Raw genomic sequence first — 23,882 nt, forward strand, 5'->3', positions numbered from 1 at the left:
TAGAGGGGAAAACTGATGGAGAAATTACTATTAACAGGATTTGAACCGTTTTTATCAAACCCGATCAACCCAACAATGGAAGTCGTGCAGGCTTTGAACGGAAAATCAATCGGTCAGTTTGAAGTTGTTGGTCATGTATTATCTGTGGACTTTGCAAAAGCACCGGAACAGTTTATGGCACTTGTCGAAGAAGTAAAGCCGACGATAATTGTTTCATTAGGGTTAGCTGCAGGGATCACGAAAATTTCCCCGGAACGCGTTGCATTGAATGTAAAGGACGGGGAAAAGGACAATGCGGGAAATGCATTTGAAGATGCACCGATTAAAGAAGATGGAGATGTTGCCTACTTATCGACATTACCGATTCGTAAAATTGTCAACCGCTTAAATTCTGCAGGTTATCCGACAGCTATATCCAATTCTGCAGGAACATATTTATGCAATAATGTGATGTATGAAGGCTTGTACTATGCTGCAAAGAATGAGGCGATTCAAGCTGCAGGATTCATCCACATCCCTGCATCATTCGAGCTGGCGATCGAGCACGGCAAAATTCCAGGCTGGTCAATGCGAGATTTGACAGCAGCCATTGAACTGGCCCTCGAAGTATGTGTTGAAAACGTGGAGCTTGCGGAGAAAGTATAATAATTTAAATAAATGCACATGTATGAAAAAATCAGCCGGGATACGGCTGATTTTTTTAAATAGAAATATTATCGCAATTCAACAGCGGAAAACTACAACCCGACGAGCTTCATCAATTTTTTATAGCGCTTATCTCCAAGGAGCTTATGGATTTTTTGTAGCACTTCTTTTGGAATGCCGGTAAGCGCCCAGCCAATATTGGCATGCTTCAAAATCTTTTGCATCTTCTGAACTTCTTCGAGACTCAATTCAAGCCCCTGCTCTCTTGCAAATTCCTGTAGCTGGCTGTCATTCATTCCTTTTAAGTTATCAAACCATTGTAGCATTTGAATTGTCTTCATCCTTTCAAGTTGATCCCGCATTAACGGGTAGTAAGACTCCCGCCTCTAGATTTAAGCAGGGCGAAAAGGATAGGCGGGAAGTAAACTACCCGTAAAAGCCCGATTGGTTAAACTAACAATCAGTAGGGGATGGAAAAAATACCCACTGATTGAAGTTTAACTTTATTTCCTTTACATGAACAAAAAACTGCATTATACTAACATGATGTAAATCGTAATGATTTTGAATTAGAAAGAAGCGAACGAAATGAAAAAACCATTGATTGAATTGAAAGATGTCTCCTTTCAATATGAATACACACAAGCATTGAAAAATATTTCGCTACGTGTCAATGAAGGCGATTTTTTGGCGTTAATCGGTCAAAACGGTTCCGGAAAATCGACACTTTTGAAATTAATTTTAGGACTGTTAAAGCCCATGTCAGGGGAAATTAAATTATTTGGCGAACAAGCAAACCATTTTAAACACCGTGAATGGATCGGCTATGTTTCGCAAAAATCCAATGCCTTTAACTCGGGGTTTCCTGCAACGGTCGAGGAAGTCGTGAAAAGCGGTTTATCGCAAAAGGTTGGACTCTTTAAACGCTATCCAAAAGATGCGGACTTTTTAGTAAAAGGTGCTTTAAAAGATGTCGGCATGGAAAAATTTCTGAAACGGAATATTGGCCAGCTTTCCGGAGGGCAGCAGCAGCGTGTTTTCATCGCACGTGCTTTAGTGGCCGATCCGAAGCTCCTTATTTTGGATGAACCGACAGTCGGTATCGACCGCGAAAATGTGCAGGCATTCTATGATATGCTCGCACATTTAAATAAGCATCACAATATGACAATGATTTTAGTTACACATGATGTGGACACGGTTTCGGATCGTGTCAGTCATGTCGCATGTTTAAATCAGTCGATCCATTTCCACGGATACAAAAATGATTTTGATACGATTTCGGAAGAACAGATTGCTAGCTGGAACGGCCACTCTGTTCGAAAGATACATTAAGAGGAGCAGGCCGTTATGATAGAAGCTATATTAAACTATGAATTTTTACAAAATGCCTTTTTCTCAGGGCTTGTTATTGGCGTAATTGCACCACTATTAGGTGTATTCATCGTAGTAAGACGTTTATCGCTCATTGCGGATGCGCTTTCGCATGTCACACTTGCGGGGATTGCAGGAAGTCTGTACTTGAGTCAATCATTTGCAGCGCTGGCATTGCTGAATCCGATTTATTTAGGGATTATCGCATCGGTGAGCGGTTCGGTTTTAATTGAACGTCTACGCAGACTTTATAAACATTATGAAGAGCTTGCAATACCGATTATCATGTCCGGCGGTATCGGTGTTAGTGCGATTTTAATTTCACTTGCAAGCGGATTTAATACAGATTTAATGAGCTATTTATTCGGCTCCGTTTCTGCTGTATCACGCCAGGATTTATATGTTGTACTGGCAATTGCAGTCGTTGTCGTTTTATTTTTAATTCTGTTTTTCAAAGAACTTTTCGTACTATCGTTCGATGAGGAATATGCAAAAGCGAGCGGTTTACCGGCGAAATGGATTCATTTGTTATTTATGATTGTTGTGGCACTCGTAATCGCAGCAAGTATGCGTATTGTCGGTATTCTGCTTGTTTCAAGCTTAATGACATTACCGGTAGCTGCAGCGATGCGATTAGCTCGCGGCTTTAAAGAAGCGATTATTTTAGCGATTGTATTTGGAGAATTGGCTGTAGTGATCGGACTTGTTTCTGCCTTTTACCTGAATTTGGCACCGGGTGGAACAATTGTTGTTACATCCATTTTGATTTTGCTGTTAGTAATTTTAATTAAAAAACTTGTATTGAAATTTTCAATCAAAACGGAAGGGGAAGAAGTACTGTGAATGCTGAGCGCGCGTGGGAAATATTAAAGGATAATGGCTATAAAAAGACGGATAAACGAGAGTTGATTTTGGGTATGTTTGCAGCTACAGACAAATATTTGACTGCCCGTGATTTGCTGTCAGTATTGAAAAAAGATTTCCCTGGGATGAGTTTCGATACAATTTATCGTAATTTAGCTACTTTTGTGGAGCTTGATATTTTAGAAGAAACAGAATTGAACGGTGAGCGAAATTTCCGTATGCATTGCGAGTCGGATCATCATCACCACCATTTTATTTGCCGTGATTGCGGGAATGTAAAGGAACTGTCTGTTTGCCCGATGGAAATGCTCGGTGAAAAACTGCCGGGTTATGCTGTTGAAGCCCATAAATTTGAAATTTACGGTAAATGTCCGGAATGTTTATCGTAAACGGAAAAATTTTATTTGCATAATTTTATTATTATGCTAAAGTGATTAAGACAAATTGAATAAATTTGCAGGAAAAAGATGCATTATGCATAAATGGGAATTCGGTGCAAATCCGAAGCTATATCCGTAACTGTAAGCGTAGATGAAAATAAGTGTGATACCACTGCTAATATAGCGGGAAGGTACTTATGAGTAAAGGGAAACGCAGAGCCAGGAGACCAATCTTTTTCTTATCGTAACATCCCTCTTCGGAATTAAAGAGAATGTACGGCAGTCACGGATCGAATGAGCATTATTGTGCCCTTTTTTGATTTTTGAAGCCATCCATTTTCTTGGGTGGCTTTTTTTCGTACCCTTGATAATTTCGGTGAGGCACTACTTGAAGTGAGGAGAATTTTTATGAAAAAGGATATTCGTTTTTCCTGCTATCCGTTTATGCGGGAAAAATCAAGCTGTGTCGATTATGAAATCCGTACCGATTCTTTAACAACACGAATTGGTACAGTATTTCCGACATTAGTTGATGATGCATCCGGACATGTCGTTTTGAAGGACTTAAGGATGATTCAACCGTTAGCCTATCATGCGAATGGTTCGGTCCGCGGCAAATTGGCCATTACATCTGAGGATCTGCAATGGCTCAGTGATCGATACGATTATTATGTAGGTGAAGTCAGAGAGTCGATTCAGCAGTTTGTACTGCCACAAGGAATCGAAAGTGCCGCAAGACTGCATATTTGCCGCAGTGAGGCGAAAAAGTCTTACAGGGCATTACATAAAGTGAGCGAAGAACGGGAAGTGGATGAAATTCTGTTTGATTTTCTTGGATTGCTTGCCAATGTATTTTTTGTCATGGCAGTGTATATGAATCAGCAGCATCAGCAAAAGGAAATACCATTCATCTCAAAATCTTATCCAACGAAAAAGAAAAAAGGAGTTATGACTAATGAAATTTAACTACAAATGGGTCGTTGCATTAGCAGCAACATTATTACTGGCAGCATGCGGGTCTGATGAGGAAAAATCAAAAAAAGAGGAGCAAGCAGCATCCGAAAATGAAGGAACTCCGTATACAGTTACAGATGACCGGGGAGTTGAAGTGACCTTCGATGAAGTACCGGAAACGATTATTTCCCTTCAGCCAAGCAATACAGAAATTTTGTTTGAACTGGGAGTCGGTGATCAAATTATCGGTGCCACAGAATTTGATACATATCCGGAAGAAGCACAAAAGATTGAACGTGTGTCGACCTCTACTGTCATAAACGCAGAACGTATTCTGGAATTAGATCCGGATGTCGTCGTTGCTTATACAATCGGAGAGGAAGCTCAAATTACCCAATTGGAAGATGCGGGTCTTAAAGTATTTGTAATCGCTTCGGCCGCGACATTTGATGATGTGTATTCGGACATTATCCAGTTGTCTGAAGTAATGGGGGTCGAACATAAGGGAGAAGAAATTGTAGCCGACATTAAATCACAAATCAAAACAGTACAGGAAAAAACAGCGGCAATTAGCACAAAGAAAAAAGCCTATTATGAAGTGTCACCAGCACCGGATTTATGGACTACCGGCAACAGTACATTCCAGCAGGAAATAATGGACCACGCCAATGTGGAAAATATTTTTGCGGATCAGTCGAGCTGGATCAGCGTAGCGGAAGAAGATGTTATTACGCGAAATCCTGAAATCATTATTACGCCAGCAACGTATATGGATAATGCAGTTGATGAGATACTTGGACGTACAGGCTGGAATAAAATACAGGCGGTAACAGATCAGGCAGTTTATTTAGTCGATGGAGATGTTATGTCCCGTCCTGGACCGCGTATTGGTGAAGCGGTAGAAATTATGGCACAATCAGTATACCCGGAACTATTTAAATAAGTATAAAATAGAAGGGCATGCCTTAGTCTGGGCATGTTCTTTTTACATATAAGGATGAGGGGGGAGACGATTGATTTTTATTACCGGTGGTGTACGCAGCGGCAAAAGTGCCTTTGCAGAGAAATATGCGAGGGAGTTAGGTGAGGAAAAGACATTCTACTATGTGGCGACAGGTGTATCTTTTGATGATGAAATGAAAAAACGCATTATCCGCCATCAGCAGGACCGTGAAAATCAAAATATCGACTGGACTACAGTGGAAATGCAAGTGAAGGTTCCGGAAGCAATTGGGCAACTCTCAAACAATGCAGTAGTACTGTTTGAATGTGTGACAACATGGCTTTCGAATGTGCTGTATACATATGAACAAAAAAATGAAAATAGCGATTATATCGATAATTGTATCGGATCATTGCAAAAGCAATTGCTAACTTGGCGGAAGCAAGGTGCTACAATTATAGTTGTATCAAATGAAGTGCTGGATGAACTGCCTTCACAATATGAGGAAGTAAATTTATATCGTAAATTGCTGGGAGAGCTTCATCAATGGATTGTCCAAAATAGTGATGAAGCGTATGAAGTACAATTTCAGCTTGTACAGCGGTGGAAGTAAGGAGGAAGCAGGTTGAAAAATAGCTGGAGCGGTTTTTTATTGGCGTGGCAGTTTTTTTCGGCAGTGCCGGTAAAAAAACAGCTGGATATGAATGCCAAGTCTGTTACATGGATGTACGGATTTTTGCCGATTGTCGGATTGCTGATCGGTGCCATAATTAGTAGTGGTGTATTGATTCTAACTCGCTATAGTGAGATTTCGGAGCTGCTGTTGGCGATATTGATTGTTATCGGATTGATTGTCCTAACGGGTGGGCTGCATTTGGACGGATGGATCGATATGAGCGATGCGTTCTTTTCCTATGGAGAAAAGGAGAAACGGCTGGAAATACTGGATGATCCGCGGACAGGCGCGTTCGGGGTTATTAGTGTGTTTTGCTTACTCGTAATAAAAATCGGTGTTATTTATGAAATGCTGTTGCATGGGCAATTGGCGATTGTACCGTTTCTCATCTTCATTCCCTTTTTAGCAAGAATGGGTATGCTATTCTACTTTTTAACAGTGCAGCCTGCAAAGGAAAAAGGACTCGCTGCATATTTTAAAGGAATCGTCATTCAAAAGAAACTCGCTGTTTTAATCGGTGTTCAAACTCTCTTGGCATTTGCATGCTGGTTTTACATTGGCATTTTCAGTCTGTTTATTTTAATCGTAGTGATGCTGATGGCTGTTGTAATTTATCGCAAGTGGTCAAAAAAACATTTTGGCGGTGTGACAGGTGATTTACTTGGAGCACTCGGTGAAGGTTTGGAGGTTGTTCTATGGCTAACGATATTACTGTGCATTTAATCAGGCACGAAAAGACGAAAGCGAATTTGGATCGCAAATATATTGGCTGGAAAGATGAGCCGATATTACACAAAGTGGAGGCTGAGATTGATCTACACCCTAGCATCGTTTACGGGAGCGATTTGCGGAGATGCCGTGACACTGCACAATGTTATTTTCCGGATGCTGAATTTATCGCATCAAAGGAATTGCGTGAGCTGAATTTTGGGGATTTTGAAATGTGTACATATGAACAATTACAGCATAATGAAACATACCGGGCCTGGATTGACGACCCTCTTGAAAACCCGATTCCGAACGGAGAAACGTTTGACCGCTTCAAGCAGCGTGTACTGGACGGTTTTCACAGCATCGTAAAGGAAAAGAAAGAATATACGTTCATTGTACATGGAGGCGTAATTCGATTATTACTTGCCGTTTATGGGGCGAAGGAGCAATCCTTCCAGCAAACAATCGCCAATCATAGAACAATCTATACACTTGGCTGGGAAACGATCGATGAACTCATAGGAGGTGCGAGATGTACGTTATACTCGGAGGCGCACATAACGGTAAACGAAAATATACAGAAAAACTGATCGAACAGTTACCTGGAAAAGAGCTGATTGTTTGTGAAGGGTATTTGCCAAATATGGAAAATATAAATGAAAACGAGCGCTACATAATCAGTAATATTGAACAGATCATTTTACCGTATCTCGATGAACCGGAAGAAAAGGCTGCCCGGCAGATTTTCGAACAGATGCTGCAAATTGCCGAACGGGCAGAACTGTTTTGTGTTTGTACGGATACAAGCCGCGGTGTAGTACCACTGGAAAAAGAAGCACGGCAATTAAGAGATACATGCGGCCGGCTATACCAGATGCTTTGTAATGAAGCACAGACAGTTATTCGTGTATGGTACGGCATCCCACAAATTTTAAAAGGAGATTCTCATGGACAAGACTAAATTACGTTTAATCATTTTAACAGCATTAATTGCGGCAATTTGTGTGATTGGGAGTTTTATTAAAGTACCGGTAGGGATAGTAGGAACAGCTGCACTCGATTCTGCACCCGCTCTTATTAGCGCAATCTTCCTACCGCCTGTTTTTGCAGGCGCGGCAGGGGCACTCGGTCATATCGCGACAGGTCTTACATCCGGTTTTCCACTCGGCATTTTACATCTGTTAATCGCAGCGGAAATGTTTATGATCGTTGCGGTATTTGCGAAGATGCATCGAAAAGGCCTTCATCTATTAAAATGGATCTTTGTAATCATCGCAAATGGTATCATTGCACCGATTCCATTTTATTTTATAATTTCTCCGGCATTCTACATTGGCTCACTTGCCTCTTTAACCATTGCGACAGCTGTGAACTGTCTGATTGCAGTAGTTGTCATGCCTGTAATGAAAACGGTCGTGCAGCGAGTAGGGGTTAATGTATGAGAAATGCGATTGAGGTGAATGGATTAGTCGTATCGATTGATAATTCGGGCTGTATCGGTACAAAAGAGCAAGACATTGTCCAGGTGCCAAATGAAATTACCGCTTATTTTACAGCACGTACAGCTATTTTGGAGCAGCTTTGCGCGGGTGCCATCCCTGTTCAGTTAGTAATGGCCAACTTTTCGGGCGATGATGTTTGGCCAGAATATGAGCTGGGGTTTAAAAAGGCATTTTCCGAAATGGGGCTGGAGATGCCGCCGTTAATGGGTTCGAGTGAAACGAATTTCCAGTCGCTACAATCAGCGGTTTCCCTCACGATGTTAGGAAAAAAGAAATTTGAACGAAATACAAACAATTGCGAGTTTTATGTTGTCGGTGAACCGCTTGTCGGAAATGATGTGATGGAAAACCGAAAGAAAATCGCTCAGTTGAATGAGTTGTACGAAGGACTGAATAGCGGTTGGATCCAAGCAATATGGCCAACTGGTTCTAAAGGAATCGGGGCCGAAATAATCCGTTTTGCCGGTGAAAATTATACAGCAGATGCGGATTTAACAAGTTCGGCAGGCCCGTCATGTGCAGTGCTGGTGGCTGTGAAAAAAGAGCAAGCGGAACAGTTTAAAGCAAAAATGACAGCACCTGTAAGAAAACTTCTGAAAACGGAAAAATGATTGCGTAGAAATTTGCTCGAAAACTAATGGAACTGCTAGAAAAAAATATTTTTTGTCTAAAATTAAAAAATACTAAATTTTCTAAAAATAACATGGTATGATAAAGTGTATCAACTTAAATTAGTTAAGGAGCATGAAATTATGACAACATACCAAATTACAACTGAGTTATCAACAAATAGAAAACAGAAGACACCTGCAGAACAGCTTGGTTTTGGTAAAATTTTTACTGACCATATGTTTGTTATGGATTATGAAGATGGAAAAGGATGGCATAATGCGACAATTACACCATATGCTCCGATTACATTAAGCCCTGCTGCGATGGTATTCCACTATGGACAAGCAGTATTTGAAGGTCTGAAAGCATATATGACAGAAGATGGGGAAGTCCAGTTATTCCGCCCGGACCGTAACTTCCAACGATTAAATACTTCCAATGCACGTCTTTGCATTCCACCGATTGATGAGGACTTTGCATTAGAAGCATTAAAAGAATTACTTCGAGTAGATCGTGAGTGGGTTCCAACAGCTCCAGGTACATCTCTATATATTCGACCATTCATTATTGCGACAGAAAGCTATTTAGGTGTAAATCCTGCGAATAGCTATAAATTTATGATTATCATGTCACCAGTTGGCTCTTATTATAAAGAAGGCATTAACCCGGTTAAAATTTTAGTAGAACAGCACTACGTACGTGCCGTAGTTGGCGGTACTGGTGAAGCAAAAACAGCCGGCAACTATGCATCGAGCTTAAAAGGCTCTGAAATTGCTGCACAACAAGGCTATTCTCAAACATTATGGTTGGACGGCAAGGAAAATAAATACGTAGAAGAAGTAGGCAGTATGAACATCTTCTTTAAAATTTCAGGAAAAGTAATTACTCCGGCATTAAACGGCAGTATTCTACCTGGGATTACTCGCGATTCAATGATTCAAGTATTAAAATCAAAAAACATTCCGATTGAAGAGCGTGCAATTGCTTTTGAGGAAATTGTAGAAGCGGCTAAAAACGGTACTTTGGAAGAGGCATTCGGTACAGGTACAGCAGCTGTCATTTCTCCGGTAGGGGAGCTGAAGTGGCTGGATGATATCATTACTGTCAACAACGGCCAAATCGGTGAAGTAACACAAATGCTTTACGATACATTAACAGGCATCCAATACGGTAAAGTTGAAGATCCGTTCGGCTGGACGGTTAAGATTTAATAAAAGAAAATACAGCACCTTCCGTTATGGAAGAGGCTGTATTTTTTATTGTATTAATTATTTTTCAAGGACTTCTTCAACGCGTGAAAAGTCTTCGCGAGGAATGATTGCCGATTTTTCAAAAGCATTTTTTCCGACATATGTCTCAATCAATTCCTTCACATCAATACCGGAAGAAGCTTTTAATGTTTCCTGTAAACCGGCCATTAGATCAGTCGCATAACCCGTCACTTTACCGGCACCACCGTTTGCACCGCCACCTGTATCCACAACGGTAATCTTATCGATATTAGAAAGTGGGCTCGCAACTTGTTTTGCGTATTCCGGTAACATTTTCACAATCATATCAAGGACAGCTGCCTGACCGTATTGTTCAAACGCTTCTGCAATTTTCTCTTTCGCTTCAGCTTCCGCAAGACCGCGCAGACGGATAATTTCTGCCTCTGCCGTACCTTGTGCACGCTCTGCATCGGCTTTCGCCAGACCATCTAAACGAATACGTTCCGCTTCAGCTTGTGCCTGTGCTTCAATCCGGTATTTCTCCGCATCTGCTTGTGCAAGCTCTTTACGTTTTTGCGCTTCTGCGTTTTGTTCGATCGCATAACGATCCGCATCCGCCTTTTTCTTAACTTCTGAATCGTATTGCTTCTCACGACGTAGAATTTCTTTTTCTTCTAATTCAATTTGCTTTTGACGTTCAATGATTCGTACTTGCATTTCCTGTTCGGTTACTTCCTGTTTCGCACGTGCAGATTCCAGTTCGTATGCCTGGTCGGCACGAGCTTTTGCGATATCCTGCTCGCGGCGGTATTCAGCCACTTTTAACTGATTATTTTTCTCGGCTTCCGCAATTTCAGTAGCACGCTCTAATTCAGCCTGTTGCGCTTCCTGAGCCGCCTGTGCACGTTTAATACGTGTTTCTTTATCTGCTTCAGCAGTTGCGATATCGGCATCACGTTTCACTTGTGCGATTCGCGGCTTACCTAGAGAATCCAAATAGCCGTTTTTATCACGAACATCTTTAATTGTAAATGATACGATGACCAAGCCCATTTTCGCTAAATCTTGTGATGCGACACGCTGTACTTCCTGCGAGAACTTATCACGGTTTTTGTAAATCTCTTCAACAGTCATCGATCCTAAAATCGAACGTAAGTGACCTTCAAGTACTTCACGCGCTTCACTTTCGCGTTCCTGTTTATCTTTTCCTAAAAATTGCTCGGCAGCAGTGGCAATTTCCGAAATTGAACCACCGATTTTGATGATTGCTGTACCATCCGCCATAACCGGAACACCTTGCTCTGTATAAACTTCCGGAGTTGTTACTTCGAGTTTACTTGAAAGTAGACTAAGTGGTTTTGCCTGTTGGAAAACCGGGAATACAAATGTACCACCACCGCGAATAATCTTGATGCGGTTTCCTGAATCATCGGTATGTACATTTTTGCTTCCTAAATAGCTCCCTGTTACGATTAATGCTTCATCCGGACCAGCTGTGCGATATTTCATAATATAGACGGCTACAAGAGCGACAATTAGAAATACAACTACCCCCACTGTTAGTAAAATTCCTGATATCCCTGCCAAACCTGACATAAAATTTCCTCCCTGTTTCTAAAATTGAATTTCTTCTTTCTCATAAATCGCGACCATTGCTGTACCACTCTGCATCTCAATTATTAAAACTTGCGTGTCATACGGAATCTCTACTCGATGAAAACTTGCTGCACGCTTTGAAATAATACCGTTTGCCGTTTCAATCACTATTTCCCCAAAACCATCAAGAGGAACAGGCACAATCACTTTTCCGACCTGACCTTCAAGTGATTCTTCCGTATAGGCAAGGGACACCTCTGCTGAACGTAATGGAACGAGCAGGAAAAAATATATAAGTGCTGTCAATAAACTCGCAATTATAAGGGCGATGATGAATATGATGATACTCGTTAAGCCGGTAAACTGTTCCAGCAAATAGCCCGCAGCCGATGTGAACGTTATAAATGAAAGGATAACAGCCGGGTCAAAAAATGGTGTTCCATCGATGGACACATCCGCAACATCTGCAAAAAATAAGTAAAGAACAGTGCAACACCCAATAACGATTAAGATGATTAAATAAATGGTTTCAATGGAATAACCAAACAAGTTGCCACCTCCTTATTGCTATTTAATAAATTTACGGATGAAATGGAAAAAAGATTCAAAAAAATTTATTATTTTCCGAAAAATATAAAATGTATGCCAATTCAAAGTGATTGACATACATCTTGGAGGAAGAGTGGTTTATTTCATTTGGAAATCGTTTTTGATGTGAACCGTTAGCGGACTGTTCTGTTCTATGTACTCCATCATCAAATCGGGAATGAATTGATCGGTTTTACGAATAGGCGGTTTTTTAAACATCTGCATGTTATGTGCACCTGTTGCACGGTAGCTATTGACCGCTACTTCAAAAATTTCATTATCCTGAATTGGATTTCCTTCAAAAGCTAGCTTCGTGACGCGTTGACCTGTTTGTTGACATAAGTCAATTATGTAATCAATGCCACCCCACAGATCATAAATATACGGCTGAGGCTCCGGATAGTAGACGTTCATGCTAAAATCGATTTCTCCCAGATCGTTGAGCGCAAAGACAGCGGCACTTTGTTCAATCGCCCGGCGGATTTCGGCTCCGGTCATTCGGATGACGAGCAGTCGGGTAGACCGGGGGAGGTTATGTAAAACATCTTCACGGGTTATTTTTTCCGGAAAGCCGCCTTTTGCATGGTACGGCAATTCGATGACCGAAATTTGAGCGCCCGTGTAATGGAGCTGCATATCGTGAAGCAACTGTGTATAAGTGGTCATTTTCATGCGGGGTGTAAAAAAGTCCGTATAAGTCAGCGCTTCACCAGCCGTTCCGATTTGTTGTTTTTTCCACGCATCAAAATCGGGAAAAGACTGCATTGTTAATGTGGAATCCACTTGAACGATAGAAGGTTCAAAAGAAAATGTACCGTTATCCACCGTGACATCGATTTGCGCGAAGCAATGTGCATTTGCTCCAGGTTGTACTATTGCGACACCATTTTGTACTGTAGCCATTTCCAAATGCTGATGCCCGGTAATGAAGAGATCAATGCCTTCTATTTCTTGCAGCATACGATAGCCTTCATTTTCTCCTTGTTCCAGATCGATTAGATGCCCGTTATGAAGATCCCGTTCAAAACCACCGTGATAGCTTAAAATGACCATCTGTACCTGTTCAACCTCGCGAACATGCTTTACAGTGTTTTTCGCACTTTCAAAAGCATTCTCGAAATGCAGATGCTTTGTCGATCCACATTCATCCCAGTTTTTTGTGAAATGCGTCACGACCCCTATGACAGCAACGCGCAGCCCGTTTATTTCTTTAATAAAATATGGTTCGGCAAACCCTGGAATATTGGCGGCGATCCACGGGAAATTAGTGGCGTTGCGGATCGATTGGATTTTCTCGGGAGAATAGTTGAATTCATGGTTCCCGAAAACGGCAACATCATAGCCAAGGGTGTTCGCAAGCTCAATTTGCGGGTGCTGTTCTTGAATAATATAATCGTAATAATAACTTAAATGACTGCCATGCAAAAAATCGCCATTATCGATTAACAGTGCTGGCTGTCTGGCAGAAATCATTTGCGCAAGCTGTGAAAAGCGTTCGGTATGACCGTGGATATCGCTCGTCGCAATAATAGTAAATTTCATTGAGAAAACTTCCTTTAATAATTTCATTTTCCTTATTATAGCGTGAATTATTGCGCAACAGTTCCGAAAGTGATTAAATAAATATAGAAGCAATTACGCTAATTTATAGGAGTTGGTAATTATGATTACAGTAACAAACCGTATTAAAGTAAAAAAAGGGTTTGCTGAAAAAATGGCACCACAATTTGTACAACCAGGTCCATTACAAGAATTCGAAGGTTTCCAAAAAGTAGAAGTATTAGTTTCAACGCAATTTGAAGAATATGATGAAATGAGCGTTGTGATGTACTGGGATTCAAAAGAAAACTTTTCTGTATGGCGTGAAAGTGATGCATTCAAACAATCACATAAACGTCCATCAGAAGGTGAAGGCGGCGGCCACCACCAAGGCGAATCACCAATGCTAGGTTCAGAAATCGTGATTGCCGAAGTAGCAGGCACAATCTCAAAATAGTGTTAAGAGGTGTCCTAATGTTTCCGTTAGGGCACCTTTATGCTATACATACATAGAAGTTATTAAATTGTGAATGAAAAACAGAAAGGTGTTTTTAATGTCGAACATGGTGCAGTTTTTTTATGACGGACAGTTTTTGAAATGCTATGAAGAAGCGAAACGTCAGAGTGGCGAAAATGATCAGGCAACGCAATTTTTAAGTATCTTTGAAAAATACGAGTATGAAAAATTCCCGAAGCCGACTGCACAGATTCCGCAAAGTGTCGAACGTGCGAATGAAAGCTACCCGGAAAATGACGAAGTTGAACAGCTGCGTGCGATTAAGGATGAACAGCAGTTCTCGGAAAAAGTGAAACAGCTGGAACAGGATGCTCGGACAGCGGAGGCTGAACGGAAAGCAGAGTCGTTTTATGTACAGGGACATCTTTTTTTAATGGCGCACCATTATGATGAAAGTGTTCATTGCTTTATGGAAGCGGTGAAGCATCAGCCAAATAAGGCTTTGTATTACGGGATTGCAGGGCAGACGATGAACCGCTTTAACTGGTCGCCGTTTGATGTGATGGTTTATATTGAGCGGGCAATCGATATGGATCCGAAAAACGCAAGATGGTACTGGAATAAGGCGCTCATTTTAACACAGTTATACAAAGATTTGAATGCCGAACCGTTTTTGGAAAACGCGTTAATTGCAATTGAAAAAGCAATCGAGAATTGTCGCGAAGATCAAGTATCACTGCGTTCAGGCATTGATTCCACATTGGAAAACTTGAAAGAATATCTTTTCAATTAACGAAGCACCGGCAGATGGGGGAACAAGCATGAAGTTTTTATCTTGGAAAGGTATTTCGATATACTTAACGATCATTCTATTTTTACTTATTTTTATTCAGATTCTTGATTGGAATAAAGGCAATGAAAAAGAGGCTCAATATGCGGTAGAGCTGGAAAAAGCGTATACGGATTTGGTGGATTTCCAAACGTATATATTGAACGATGAAGTGGAGATTGATGACAATAAGCATGTGCTGACAATGTACGAGAAAAACTTTCAATATCAGCTGAGCATGTTCATCGATATTTTCGGCAATAAAAAAGTGGATGATGCAAACCTGTTTGATTCCTATCAACAAATCGATGAGGCATTAGCTGCATTTTATGAAGCGGAAAGCGCGGAACAGCAGAGTGGGGCACATGAGCAATTGCTCGCTGCGAAAAAACCGCTGTTTACGATATTGAATGATTTGAAATAATAGGGGAAGGGCTCACGAACGCTTTGGGGAAGAAAGCGGGACGTGAGCTTTTTTGTGTGGGACGGAAATGTTCTAATAACCGTGCTGGAAGTTCTAATAAAATCTGAAAAGTTCTAATATGTTATGGATCTTCTAATATAAGTTGTGGATTGTCTAATAAGTGTCTCCGATTTTCGAATATCGCGGTCAGATGTTCTAATAAGTCAGTCGGATTGTCTAATAAACAGGAAAAAGTTCTAATATAACTACCCCGGTGCACACCATAGCCTCTGTGGAACCGTATAAAGACCATTTCTTCGCCATAAACCGGCTGAACTTCTAATATAGTTCTAAAAAGCCAAAACAAATCTTCTAATATGTGGAGATGTGCACCCATTAGCATACCGAAGCCCAAAAAAGCGCTGAAAGTTCTAATATCCATGCTGGAAGTTCTATTAAAATCTGAAAAGTTCTAATATATCTCGGAACTTCTAATATATGTCCCCAATCTTCTAATAAGCAGCTTCATTCTTCAAATAACGCGGCCAGATGTTCTAATAAGTCAGTCGGATTGTCTAATAAAACCGAAAAAGTTCTAATATAACTACCCCGGTGACCACCATAGCCTCTGTGGAACCGTACTTAGACCATTTCTTCGCCCTAAACCGGTGGAACTTCTAATATCCCTGTAAAAAGTTCTAATAAGCCACACAAATCTTCTAATAAACCCAAAAAAGTTCTAATAAATCAAACACCCCAACACCCCAACACCCCAACACCCCAACACCCCAACACCCCAACACCCCAACACCCCAACACCCCATGCCCCAAAAAAAGCTGTCCCAAAGTTATAGACATAACTTCAGGACAACCCCAATCCAATTATCACTTCTTCTTTTTTCTATCTTTCACAAACGCAAACACGATCATCGCAACCCAAATCACAGCGATCACAATAAAAATGTAAAAGTTTTTCGATGAACTCACTAAATTCAGCTCATCCGCCAAAATCCCACCAATCGACTGCAGTTGTGCACTTAATAAAATAATGAGCGCACCAATAAACAGCATGATTTTCGGATTGATCGCAAAGCGCAGCAGCACAATGATAAACAAAGCTGAGAAAATAAGCAATAGCGTGAAGAGCGGGTCCAGTAATGTAAGTGTCCCGTCTTTTGCAAAGTTTTCGTACGTAAATGTCATGAAAAATTCTCCTTACCTTACTTTACTAAGCCATTTTGAAATGCATAGACGACAGCCTGTGTACGGTCCTGCACTTCGAGTTTACTTAAAATATTGCTGACATGGGTTTTCACGGTTTTCAATGCGATAAACAGTTCTTCCGCAATTTCCTGGTTGGCAAGGCCGCGCGCCATACACAATAATACTTCCATTTCCCGGTCTGTTAAATGGTTATGCAGGGCAGGGGCTGTTCCGCGCATACGGGCCATTACCCGCGTCGTTGCTTCCGGTTCAAGAACGGTTTCCCCGGCCATCGTTTTCCGGATCGCATCGGCAATCTGTTTGGCGTTGCTTGTTTTTAGAATATAGCTGACAGCACCTGCTTCAAGGGCCGGGTATAATTTATCGTCATCGATAAAGCTCGTGACAATCATTACTTTAGCTTGCGGCCACTGTGCCAATATTTCGGCAGTCGCTTCAGCACCCGTTTTGATCGGCATCACATTATCCATCAGCACAATATCCGGTTTTAGCGAGAGCACTGTTTCAATCGCTTCCTCGCCGTTCGTCGCTTCACCGATGACTTCGATATCCGGTTGTGCCGATAAATAGGCGGAAACCCCGATTCGAACCATCTCGTGATCATCTACTATGACAACTTTAATCATTCATTTGTTCCTCCTTTTTGAGCGGAACTTTCACTTCGACAATTGTTCCTTCATCCGGTACAGAGACAATTTTATATGTGCAGCCAATTTCGACAGCGCGTTCGGCAATATTGCGCAGGCCGTAAGAAGTCGTTTTATCGCCATCCATATTAAAGCCGAGACCATTATCCTGAATGCGCAAAATCGCCAGCTGGTCGCGTGCGATCAATAACAGTTCGACTTCCGTTGCTTTCGCGTGACGTAACGTATTCGACAAAGCTTCTTGAGCGATTCGGAATAGATGATCTTCCTCCGCTTTCGATAAAGCGATTTCTTCGATTTGGTAGTCGATATTGAAATACACTTTTTCCTGTAATTCTACAATCAGGTCTTCTAAACCTTCCGCCAAGCTTTTATTGTGCAGGGCAACCGGTCGCAGATGAAGTAGCAATGCGCGCATTTCGAGCTGGGCCTGCTGGACGATTTTTTCCACCTGCCCCAGCTGCTTTTGTGCAAATTCATCTTGTCGCTGTTCTGTAAGCGCGGAGAGAAGCATGGAAGCCGCAAACAGCTGCTGGGATACAGAATCATGCAGTTCACGTGCAAGCCGCTGACGTTCTGCAAGAAGCCGCTCCTGAACAATGGCGTCGTTCGTTTCCACTTTTTCATTGGAAAGCCGCTGTAAAGAGGTCCGCTGTGTTTCGATTAATTCGTTCGTCTCACGCAAAGCTTTTTTTAATGAGCCATTCGCTTTTTTGAATTTTTGTGCGAAATCAGGCTCCGCCACTTTTTTCACAATGCGGGTCATCTGATTTTCTTTCATTTTTAATGCGATTGAAATCCATAACGAAATAAAAAAGCTCGTCGTTGTTGCGATAATGGCGATCACGGCGACAATCGGTAATGAGTAATCATCGTTTTCCCATAAAAAGCGCCAAGTCTCTTCTTGCGGTTGGCCGAGCAGGAAAATGAAGATATTCATGGCAAATGTTGCAAAAACCATCATCAGTATAAAAAAGCGTAAAATAAAGGCAATCATCCGCGCTGCACCTCCACATCGCCAATCCAAGATGTCACATAAATAACTAGGACACGTTTTGCATCCATATCTCCATCCTCAAAACGGAGCTGTTCATTAATACATTGCTTTGGCGCATAGTCCAAATATGTTGCTTCACCATATAAAGTGGAGTAATGCAGCTGAATCGTCACTTCATAAGGTACGATAACCCGTACCTTTCCAAGAGATTGATGGATGACAATAATCGATTTTCCGTTTGGTAAAATCGTTTCGGTCGTATCGATTGTAATATCGCCGATAAAACGTTGAATATGAACGTCTTTCCAATGATAGCTTTCTGTCGGAGCACCCGTTGTGCCGATTAATTGATTTTGATTTGATGTATTGGCAAAGTGGCTTTTGATTTCCATCACTTGCTCTTTTTTCGTTAAGTATTGGTATAAAAGAAAGACTAGCACACCGATGATTAAAAGGCGCAGTGTCCAAATATTAATAATAGCAAAGAATAATAGAATGAGTCCCGTCCATAATAAGTACCGTTTCTTCTTTTTAAAGCTGAAAAATAGAAACAGTGCACCTAAAATCAGTAAAAACACAGTGCCATTATTGAAAAGAGTCAATTCAATCAATACGACAAGTGCCATACTAATCGCGATAATCGCAAGCTGATCTGATGTAATTTTCGGCATAGTGCCTCCCCCTATAACGTGCAAAATGGAGAAAGCACGATGCCTTCTCCTTTACGCATTATATCATTATTTTGGCTGTTCTATGAGCTTTTGTTCTTTTTCAAGCTGTGCCAAGCGAGCTTCAAAAGAGGTTACTTCATATTTACGCTCGATATTTTGAGATAATTCATCAATATACGTTGATAGTTCATCAAAATTACCGGCATTGTCCGATGTGAGAACTTTATCCATCTGGTGGTTGGCACGCACGACATTTTCTTTGCCCATCAGCTGAAGCTGGCGCACTTTCATATCTTTGATTTTATGTTTCATTGTTTCGAATTTGCGTTCCAGTGCAAAATATTCCGTATTCGCAGCATCAATGCTTGAAAGAAGAGCGTGTTTTCTCGCAGTGTAAGCCGTTACTTCTTCCTGTGCAAACGCAATCAGTTCAGCTTCCCCAGTTGACTGAGCCAGTACTAGCTGTTTTTCACGTTTTTCAAGCATTTCAACTGTTTGTGAAAGTTGGATTTCCAGCTCTTTTTTAAGCTGAGCCTGACGTGCAAGCAATTTGCCCGTTTCTTCAGTTTGTTTTTCTGCTTCACGAATGTAGTGGTTCAGCATTTTAATCGGGTTTTTATCGACCTTTTTGTCAAACATCTCATGTAAATCCGCCTGAATTGAATATTTAAATTTTGTAAATAAATTTCTCATTGTCCATCGCTCCTATTTGTTTAAATTTGCCCATTCGCGTTCAAAGTTTGTAAATGGATCTTCTTCCTCTTTTTTGCCTGGTAAAAATTCAATCTTTTCGTTTTTTCGGTTTTTGTAAAGATAAAATAAGACACCGATTGCAGCTAAACCGATAAAGCCTGGGATGTTTGATAAGGCACTTACTAAACCGGCTAAAGCGACAACCAGACTCATTACTTTTCCGAAAGTAGATTTACTTTCTGTGTAATAGTGCAGACCTGCTGCCAGAAGTGCTCCCGAGATTAATAACCCGGCTACTGGTGCGAGCAGGCAAAGTGCGATGATCGCTGTAATAAAAGCCGCTGAATATAAGAAAAACTTTTTCATTATGTGTTCCTCCTTGTCGTTGATAAGTTCATGTTACCGTGAATTTAAAAATTCGATAACGACCTGCTACCGTATTTTCATCTAGGTCTCGAGGCTGAGACGGTCTCAGACAGCTATTCTCATGACTTAACTTCTGCCAGGAGAGTGAAAATATATAGAAACGGAATAGCTTTTATTGTATAATGCTTGATGGAGAGTTTTTCTCGGTACATAAGTAGTGGAGGAGGTTGGACAAAATGGCTTTATGGTTAGGAATTACACTTATCGTCGTAGCTCTTATCGGGGGCGTGGCAATTGGTTTCTACGCAGCTCGTCAATATATGATGAAGTATTTAAAAGAAAACCCGCCAATTAATGAACAAATGATTCGCGTGATGATGGCACAAATGGGACGTAAACCGTCTGAAAAACAAGTGCGTCAAATGATGGCACAAATGAACAAATTCCAAGATAAATAATAATTGGACTACCTTTCGCATTCTATTGAGTGAAGAAGGTAGTTTTTATTTGCCGTAAAATAAAATTCAGAATATTTTGTTTGAAAAGAAAAATAATCTAGTCTATTCTTATATAGATTGTAAGTATTGGAGGGGAAAAAATGGCAACAGAAAAAACGAATGTTGAGAGCTTTGATTTAGACCATACGATAGTGGTCGCACCGTATGTACGTTTAGCAGGTACAAAAGAAGGGGCGAAGGGCGATGTCGTGACAAAATATGATATCCGCTTTAAGCAGCCGAATAAAGAGCATATGGAAATGCCGGCACTTCATTCACTGGAACATTTAATGGCAGACCGTATCCGCAATCATAGTGACGCGGTTGTCGATATCTCACCAATGGGATGTCAAACAGGCTTTTATGTCTCATTTATGAATTATGAGGATTATGAAGGCGTGTTGGCGATTTTAGAAAAGACTATTCAGGATGTGTTGGCGGCGACTTCTGTTCCTGCCTGCAATGAAGTCCAATGCGGTTGGGCGGCAAGCCATAGTTTAGAAGGTGCGCAACAGCTGGCAAAAGAATTTTTAGCCAAACGCGATGAATGGCATATTGTTTTTAATGATTAATAGATGGAGGGCCTCCATTTAAATGGGGGCTTTTTTTATTCCTTCCGGCAAACGAAAAAGCACTTTCTGTTCAAACAACTGAACAGAAAGTGCTTATTACTTATATTAAAGAATCGGTTATATTACGGTATGCCGGTACGTGGTCATGGAGAAACTTCGCTACCGTTTGTTCATAGTCACCGGGATTGTCGTTGAATGATTTCGCATGCTCGCCTTTTTCAAACAGTTTCAGCATTTTCGGTTCGGGTTTTTGTTCGTACAGTTCTTCGGTCATGGAGGATGGAATGAAATCATCAGGTGTACTGTGAATAAAGAGGACGGGCTTTTGAATTTGTTTTACAGCATCGATCGGCATCACTTCTTTTACGGAGTAGCCATCGCGGATGCGCATGAAAAAGTCGGCGAATGGAAGTGTGTATTTCGAATCGATCGGTACAACACTTTCGAAAATGCGTTTTAGAAGCTCGGGGAAATTGGAAAAGGCACAGTCGGATACATAGAAATCCGCATTATCTTCTAATGTGCCTGCATAGAGCAGAGTCGTTGCTGCACCCATTGATTCCCCGTGAATACCAAGTAGGGCATCTTCTCCGGTAATATTGCGGATTGTCTCCACAACTGCCTGTAAATCGTATTTTTCATAATGGCCGTAACTTGTTGTTTTTCCTTGAGATTCCCCGTGACGGCGGTGATCGTATACAAATGCATTAAAACCAAGCCGTTCAAACATTCGGGCATAGCGCATCGAGTTAATTTTATTTTCAGTGACACCATGACAGATGATGACTGTATTTTTTGTTTCCACAGGTTTTAAATAGATGCCGCTTATTTTATAGCCATTTGGAGAGTCGATCAGTAAAATTTCTTTCGGACAGCCTTCATACCAAGCTTCATCAAAGCGTTTTGCCGCAATTTCACGTTCGCGGATGAAAGCATCGTCCTTTTTCTTTATATACATAATGTGATTTGTCATCACGACACCAGTGATCGTTGTAGCAGCTGCCAGCAGTGTTGTTACAATACTGCCAGATAAAAACAGTGTACGTTTTTTCATGAAAACCACTCCTTAATTAATTTAATATTCGATGAATTATTAGGATAAATCAACTAATATGTATCTATTTATTATTGGAAACTTTTGTGTGAAAAATGCGGAATATTTGATAAAATCGGGTTAAGCAAGTTTAACTTTGCTCACAAAGGGACCATTCACACTAAGGGGGATATATTCATGACAGAAGTTGTAATAGTAAGTGCAGTACGTACGCCAATTGGTGCTTTTCAGGGGGCATTAAAAGATATTGCGGCTCCGACTTTAGGGAGTATCGTAATAAAAGAAGCATTGAATCGTATTGAATTAGATCCATCAACAGTTGATGAAGTTATTATGGGGAATGTTCTCGCAGCAGGTTTAGGTCAAAACCCGGCAAGACAGGCAAGTATCCAAGCTGGTTTACCATACACAGTTCCAGCGATGACAATTAACAAAGTATGTGGTTCAGGCTTAAAGGCCGTTCATTTAGCAGCACAGGCAATCATTGCCGGGGATGCGGAAGTTGTTGTCGCTGGAGGCTTTGAAAATATGAGTCAAGCACCATATATTATGCGAAACGCAAGAGAAGGTTTCCGCATGGGAGATCAAAAAATTATCGATACATTAATTCAGGACGGCTTATGGTGCGCATTTAATGATTACCATATGGGCGTAACTGCTGAAAATCTATGTAATCAGTATGACATTTCACGTCAGGAACAGGATGAATTTGCAGCACGTTCCCAAGCCCGTGCATCGGAAGCCATTTCGACAAACAGATTCGCTGAAGAGATTGTCCCTGTTGAAATTCCTCAACGTAAAGGGGATCCGGTTATTTTTTCACAAGACGAATATGTAAAACATGGAACAACAACAGAAAAATTAAACGGATTACGTCCTGCATTCAAGAAAGACGGTTCGGTTACTGCAGGGAACGCTTCTGGTATTAATGACGGAGCGGCAGCGGTTGTCGTTATGTCAAAGCAGCGTGCTTTTGAATTAGGCCTTACACCTCTTGCAACAATCGTCGCTAATGCGAGCGCAGGGGTCGATCCTTCTGTAATGGGGATCGGACCGGTATCGGCAGTGAAAAAAGCTTTATCGAAAGCGAATGTAACATTGGATGAAATGGACTTAATTGAAGCGAATGAAGCATTTGCCGCTCAGGCGATTGCAGTTGATCGCGAATTGGCGTTCAATCATGATAAACTAAATGTAAATGGCGGTGCAATTGCACTTGGACACCCAATCGGCGCAAGCGGAACGCGTATTTTAGTCACATTATTACATGAAATGCAAAAGCGCGATGCAAAGCTGGGTCTTGCAACATTATGTATTGGTGGCGGACAAGGTGTAGCGACAATTGTACAGCGCTAATAATAAATGTAGGTGAAAACGATGGCAAAAAAGAAACAGCAAAGAACAACAAATGAATTCGAGCTTCCAAAAGACAAGGCGGCAACATTGGCCGATCAGTTAGGCGGCGATGTATTGGCTAAGCTGAAAGCAGCGAAGCAGGAAATGGTGGCTGACGAAAAGGCGAAAGAAGAAGAGCGCCTGGCGAAAGCGGCATTCGAACGCAAGCAACGTGAAAAAAATATGAGCTTTGAAGAACTGTTAAATCAATACGGTGATAAAGGTTCGAAGTTTTAAGGGCAAAGTTGCATACTAAATATTAAAAGATAACACACTATTTTTGGAGGGCACTGAAAAAGTCATTCAATTATAAGGAAGGGCATGTTGGAACAAAATTCGTTCCAACATGCCCTTTTCTTCGATGCCGTTGATTCCCATTGCGGCGGACGCTTTCCGCGGGCACGGCTCCAACTAAATGATCTGCGCCTAAACGGAGGCGCAGATCATTGGATTTTCCGCACGTGCTGTTCCTGCAGAAGTCG

Annotated in this window: 31 protein-coding genes and 1 riboswitch; of the genes, 20 read left to right on the forward strand and 11 right to left on the reverse strand. The window is 41.2% G+C overall.

Features of this window, described 5'->3' with window-relative positions:
* The first annotated feature begins 15 nt into the window (after positions 1 to 15).
* The gene (locus MKY71_RS05690; protein ID WP_340731852.1) at positions 16 to 645 is read left to right on the forward strand and encodes a pyroglutamyl-peptidase I; all 630 of its coding nucleotides are present in this window, start codon (positions 16 to 18) and stop codon (positions 643 to 645) included.
* A gap of 92 nt (positions 646 to 737) precedes the next feature.
* On the opposite strand, the gene MKY71_RS05695 is transcribed toward MKY71_RS05690, so the two are convergent.
* Positions 738 to 971, reverse strand: coding sequence for an isopropylmalate synthase (locus MKY71_RS05695; RefSeq protein ID WP_339175728.1), 234 nt, complete (start codon positions 969 to 971; stop codon positions 738 to 740).
* A 262-nt stretch (positions 972 to 1,233) separates the two neighbouring features.
* On the opposite strand from MKY71_RS05695, the gene MKY71_RS05700 reads away from it, so the two are divergent.
* The 12 genes from MKY71_RS05700 (at position 1,234) to MKY71_RS05755 (ending at position 9,872) form a co-directional block, all read left to right on the forward strand.
* A complete protein-coding gene (locus tag MKY71_RS05700) occupies positions 1,234 to 1,980 on the forward strand; it encodes a metal ABC transporter ATP-binding protein (RefSeq protein WP_339175729.1) in 747 nt (248 codons plus the stop codon).
* Positions 1,981 to 1,995: 15 nt separating this feature from the next.
* Positions 1,996 to 2,862: a metal ABC transporter permease gene (locus MKY71_RS05705; RefSeq protein WP_339175730.1), complete on the forward strand. Its 867-nt coding sequence runs from the start codon at positions 1,996 to 1,998 to the stop codon at positions 2,860 to 2,862.
* Entirely contained in the window at positions 2,859 to 3,272 is a 414-nt protein-coding gene (locus MKY71_RS05710; RefSeq protein ID WP_339175732.1) for a Fur family transcriptional regulator, read from the forward strand. Before MKY71_RS05705 ends, MKY71_RS05710 begins: the two co-directional genes overlap by 4 nt.
* A gap of 59 nt (positions 3,273 to 3,331) precedes the next feature.
* Positions 3,332 to 3,513, forward strand: a riboswitch (cobalamin riboswitch).
* A 158-nt stretch (positions 3,514 to 3,671) separates the two neighbouring features.
* Positions 3,672 to 4,229 carry a hypothetical protein gene (locus tag MKY71_RS05715; protein WP_340731853.1) on the forward strand — a complete coding sequence of 186 codons (558 nt, stop codon included), beginning with the start codon at positions 3,672 to 3,674 and terminating at the stop codon, positions 4,227 to 4,229.
* Positions 4,219 to 5,160, forward strand: a complete 942-nt coding sequence (locus MKY71_RS05720) for an ABC transporter substrate-binding protein (protein ID WP_340731854.1) — start codon at positions 4,219 to 4,221, stop codon at positions 5,158 to 5,160. The genes MKY71_RS05715 and MKY71_RS05720 overlap by 11 nt, the downstream gene beginning before the upstream one ends.
* Positions 5,161 to 5,230: 70 nt before the next feature.
* Positions 5,231 to 5,773, forward strand: a complete 543-nt coding sequence (locus tag MKY71_RS05725; protein WP_340731855.1) for a bifunctional adenosylcobinamide kinase/adenosylcobinamide-phosphate guanylyltransferase — start codon at positions 5,231 to 5,233, stop codon at positions 5,771 to 5,773.
* Positions 5,774 to 5,785: 12 nt separating this feature from the next.
* Positions 5,786 to 6,559 (forward strand): adenosylcobinamide-GDP ribazoletransferase, encoded by a 774-nt coding sequence (gene cobS, locus MKY71_RS05730; protein WP_340731856.1) that lies wholly within the window; start codon positions 5,786 to 5,788, stop codon positions 6,557 to 6,559.
* Positions 6,532 to 7,137, forward strand: coding sequence for a histidine phosphatase family protein (locus MKY71_RS05735; protein WP_340731857.1), 606 nt, complete (start codon positions 6,532 to 6,534; stop codon positions 7,135 to 7,137). The genes cobS and MKY71_RS05735 overlap by 28 nt, the downstream gene beginning before the upstream one ends.
* A complete protein-coding gene (locus MKY71_RS05740; RefSeq protein ID WP_340731858.1) occupies positions 7,080 to 7,508 on the forward strand; it encodes a bifunctional adenosylcobinamide kinase/adenosylcobinamide-phosphate guanylyltransferase in 429 nt (142 codons plus the stop codon). Before MKY71_RS05735 ends, MKY71_RS05740 begins: the two co-directional genes overlap by 58 nt.
* Positions 7,495 to 7,989 carry an ECF transporter S component gene (locus MKY71_RS05745; protein ID WP_340731859.1) on the forward strand — a complete coding sequence of 165 codons (495 nt, stop codon included), beginning with the start codon at positions 7,495 to 7,497 and terminating at the stop codon, positions 7,987 to 7,989. Before MKY71_RS05740 ends, MKY71_RS05745 begins: the two co-directional genes overlap by 14 nt.
* Positions 7,986 to 8,660 carry a hypothetical protein gene (locus tag MKY71_RS05750; protein WP_340731860.1) on the forward strand — a complete coding sequence of 225 codons (675 nt, stop codon included), beginning with the start codon at positions 7,986 to 7,988 and terminating at the stop codon, positions 8,658 to 8,660. The genes MKY71_RS05745 and MKY71_RS05750 overlap by 4 nt, the downstream gene beginning before the upstream one ends.
* Positions 8,661 to 8,801: 141 nt before the next feature.
* On the forward strand, positions 8,802 to 9,872 hold the full coding sequence (locus MKY71_RS05755; protein WP_339175747.1) for a branched-chain amino acid aminotransferase: 1,071 nt from the start codon (positions 8,802 to 8,804) through the stop codon (positions 9,870 to 9,872).
* Positions 9,873 to 9,929: 57 nt separating this feature from the next.
* On the opposite strand, the gene MKY71_RS05760 is transcribed toward MKY71_RS05755, so the two are convergent.
* The 3 genes from MKY71_RS05760 to MKY71_RS05770 form a co-directional block, all read right to left on the reverse strand.
* On the reverse strand, positions 9,930 to 11,468 hold the full coding sequence (locus MKY71_RS05760) for a flotillin family protein (RefSeq protein ID WP_339175748.1): 1,539 nt from the start codon (positions 11,466 to 11,468) through the stop codon (positions 9,930 to 9,932).
* An 18-nt stretch (positions 11,469 to 11,486) separates the two neighbouring features.
* Positions 11,487 to 12,017: a hypothetical protein gene (locus MKY71_RS05765; RefSeq protein WP_340731861.1), complete on the reverse strand. Its 531-nt coding sequence runs from the start codon at positions 12,015 to 12,017 to the stop codon at positions 11,487 to 11,489.
* A gap of 138 nt (positions 12,018 to 12,155) precedes the next feature.
* Positions 12,156 to 13,598 (reverse strand): bifunctional metallophosphatase/5'-nucleotidase, encoded by a 1,443-nt coding sequence (locus tag MKY71_RS05770; RefSeq protein ID WP_340731862.1) that lies wholly within the window; start codon positions 13,596 to 13,598, stop codon positions 12,156 to 12,158.
* A gap of 121 nt (positions 13,599 to 13,719) precedes the next feature.
* Between MKY71_RS05770 and MKY71_RS05775 the strand changes: the two genes are divergently transcribed.
* From MKY71_RS05775 to MKY71_RS05785, 3 genes are all read left to right on the forward strand, one after another.
* Positions 13,720 to 14,052, forward strand: coding sequence for a heme oxygenase (locus tag MKY71_RS05775; protein WP_339175753.1), 333 nt, complete (start codon positions 13,720 to 13,722; stop codon positions 14,050 to 14,052).
* Between the two features lie 97 nt (positions 14,053 to 14,149).
* Positions 14,150 to 14,845 carry a tetratricopeptide repeat protein gene (locus MKY71_RS05780; protein ID WP_340731863.1) on the forward strand — a complete coding sequence of 232 codons (696 nt, stop codon included), beginning with the start codon at positions 14,150 to 14,152 and terminating at the stop codon, positions 14,843 to 14,845.
* A 28-nt stretch (positions 14,846 to 14,873) separates the two neighbouring features.
* Complete coding sequence (locus tag MKY71_RS05785; protein ID WP_340731864.1) at positions 14,874 to 15,305, forward strand: iron ABC transporter substrate-binding protein; 432 nt, start codon at positions 14,874 to 14,876, stop codon at positions 15,303 to 15,305.
* 864 nt (positions 15,306 to 16,169) lie between these two features.
* Here MKY71_RS05785 and MKY71_RS05790 read toward each other — a convergent pair.
* From MKY71_RS05790 to MKY71_RS05815, 6 genes are all read right to left on the reverse strand, one after another.
* Positions 16,170 to 16,487 (reverse strand): acyl-CoA dehydrogenase, encoded by a 318-nt coding sequence (locus MKY71_RS05790; RefSeq protein WP_340731865.1) that lies wholly within the window; start codon positions 16,485 to 16,487, stop codon positions 16,170 to 16,172.
* Positions 16,488 to 16,504: 17 nt separating this feature from the next.
* On the reverse strand, positions 16,505 to 17,134 hold the full coding sequence (locus MKY71_RS05795) for a response regulator transcription factor (RefSeq protein ID WP_339175759.1): 630 nt from the start codon (positions 17,132 to 17,134) through the stop codon (positions 16,505 to 16,507).
* A complete protein-coding gene (locus tag MKY71_RS05800; protein WP_340731866.1) occupies positions 17,127 to 18,152 on the reverse strand; it encodes a sensor histidine kinase in 1,026 nt (341 codons plus the stop codon). Before MKY71_RS05800 ends, MKY71_RS05795 begins: the two co-directional genes overlap by 8 nt.
* Positions 18,149 to 18,823, reverse strand: coding sequence for a cell wall-active antibiotics response protein LiaF (liaF, locus tag MKY71_RS05805; RefSeq protein ID WP_340731867.1), 675 nt, complete (start codon positions 18,821 to 18,823; stop codon positions 18,149 to 18,151). The genes MKY71_RS05800 and liaF overlap by 4 nt, the downstream gene beginning before the upstream one ends.
* Before the next feature lie 66 nt (positions 18,824 to 18,889).
* Positions 18,890 to 19,516 (reverse strand): PspA/IM30 family protein, encoded by a 627-nt coding sequence (locus MKY71_RS05810; RefSeq protein WP_339198401.1) that lies wholly within the window; start codon positions 19,514 to 19,516, stop codon positions 18,890 to 18,892.
* Positions 19,517 to 19,528: 12 nt separating this feature from the next.
* Positions 19,529 to 19,882, reverse strand: coding sequence for a lmo0954 family membrane protein (locus MKY71_RS05815; RefSeq protein WP_339175765.1), 354 nt, complete (start codon positions 19,880 to 19,882; stop codon positions 19,529 to 19,531).
* A 236-nt stretch (positions 19,883 to 20,118) separates the two neighbouring features.
* Here MKY71_RS05815 and MKY71_RS05820 point away from each other — a divergent pair, with 236 nt between their 5' ends.
* Positions 20,119 to 20,340, forward strand: a complete 222-nt coding sequence (locus MKY71_RS05820; RefSeq protein WP_008408061.1) for a YneF family protein — start codon at positions 20,119 to 20,121, stop codon at positions 20,338 to 20,340.
* 140 nt (positions 20,341 to 20,480) lie between these two features.
* Entirely contained in the window at positions 20,481 to 20,951 is a 471-nt protein-coding gene (locus MKY71_RS05825; protein WP_340731868.1) for an S-ribosylhomocysteine lyase, read from the forward strand.
* A gap of 100 nt (positions 20,952 to 21,051) precedes the next feature.
* On the opposite strand, the gene MKY71_RS05830 is transcribed toward MKY71_RS05825, so the two are convergent.
* The gene (locus tag MKY71_RS05830; RefSeq protein ID WP_340731869.1) at positions 21,052 to 22,005 is read right to left on the reverse strand and encodes an alpha/beta hydrolase; all 954 of its coding nucleotides are present in this window, start codon (positions 22,003 to 22,005) and stop codon (positions 21,052 to 21,054) included.
* A 177-nt stretch (positions 22,006 to 22,182) separates the two neighbouring features.
* Here MKY71_RS05830 and MKY71_RS05835 point away from each other — a divergent pair, with 177 nt between their 5' ends.
* The gene (locus MKY71_RS05835; protein WP_340731870.1) at positions 22,183 to 23,361 is read left to right on the forward strand and encodes an acetyl-CoA C-acetyltransferase; all 1,179 of its coding nucleotides are present in this window, start codon (positions 22,183 to 22,185) and stop codon (positions 23,359 to 23,361) included.
* A 21-nt stretch (positions 23,362 to 23,382) separates the two neighbouring features.
* On the forward strand, positions 23,383 to 23,637 hold the full coding sequence (locus MKY71_RS05840) for a YqkE family protein (RefSeq protein ID WP_008408065.1): 255 nt from the start codon (positions 23,383 to 23,385) through the stop codon (positions 23,635 to 23,637).
* The last annotated feature ends 245 nt before the right edge of the window (positions 23,638 to 23,882 follow it).

The sequence above is a fragment of the Solibacillus sp. FSL W7-1324 genome (genome assembly GCF_038008025.1).
Classification (GTDB): Bacteria; Bacillota; Bacilli; order Bacillales_A; family Planococcaceae; genus Solibacillus.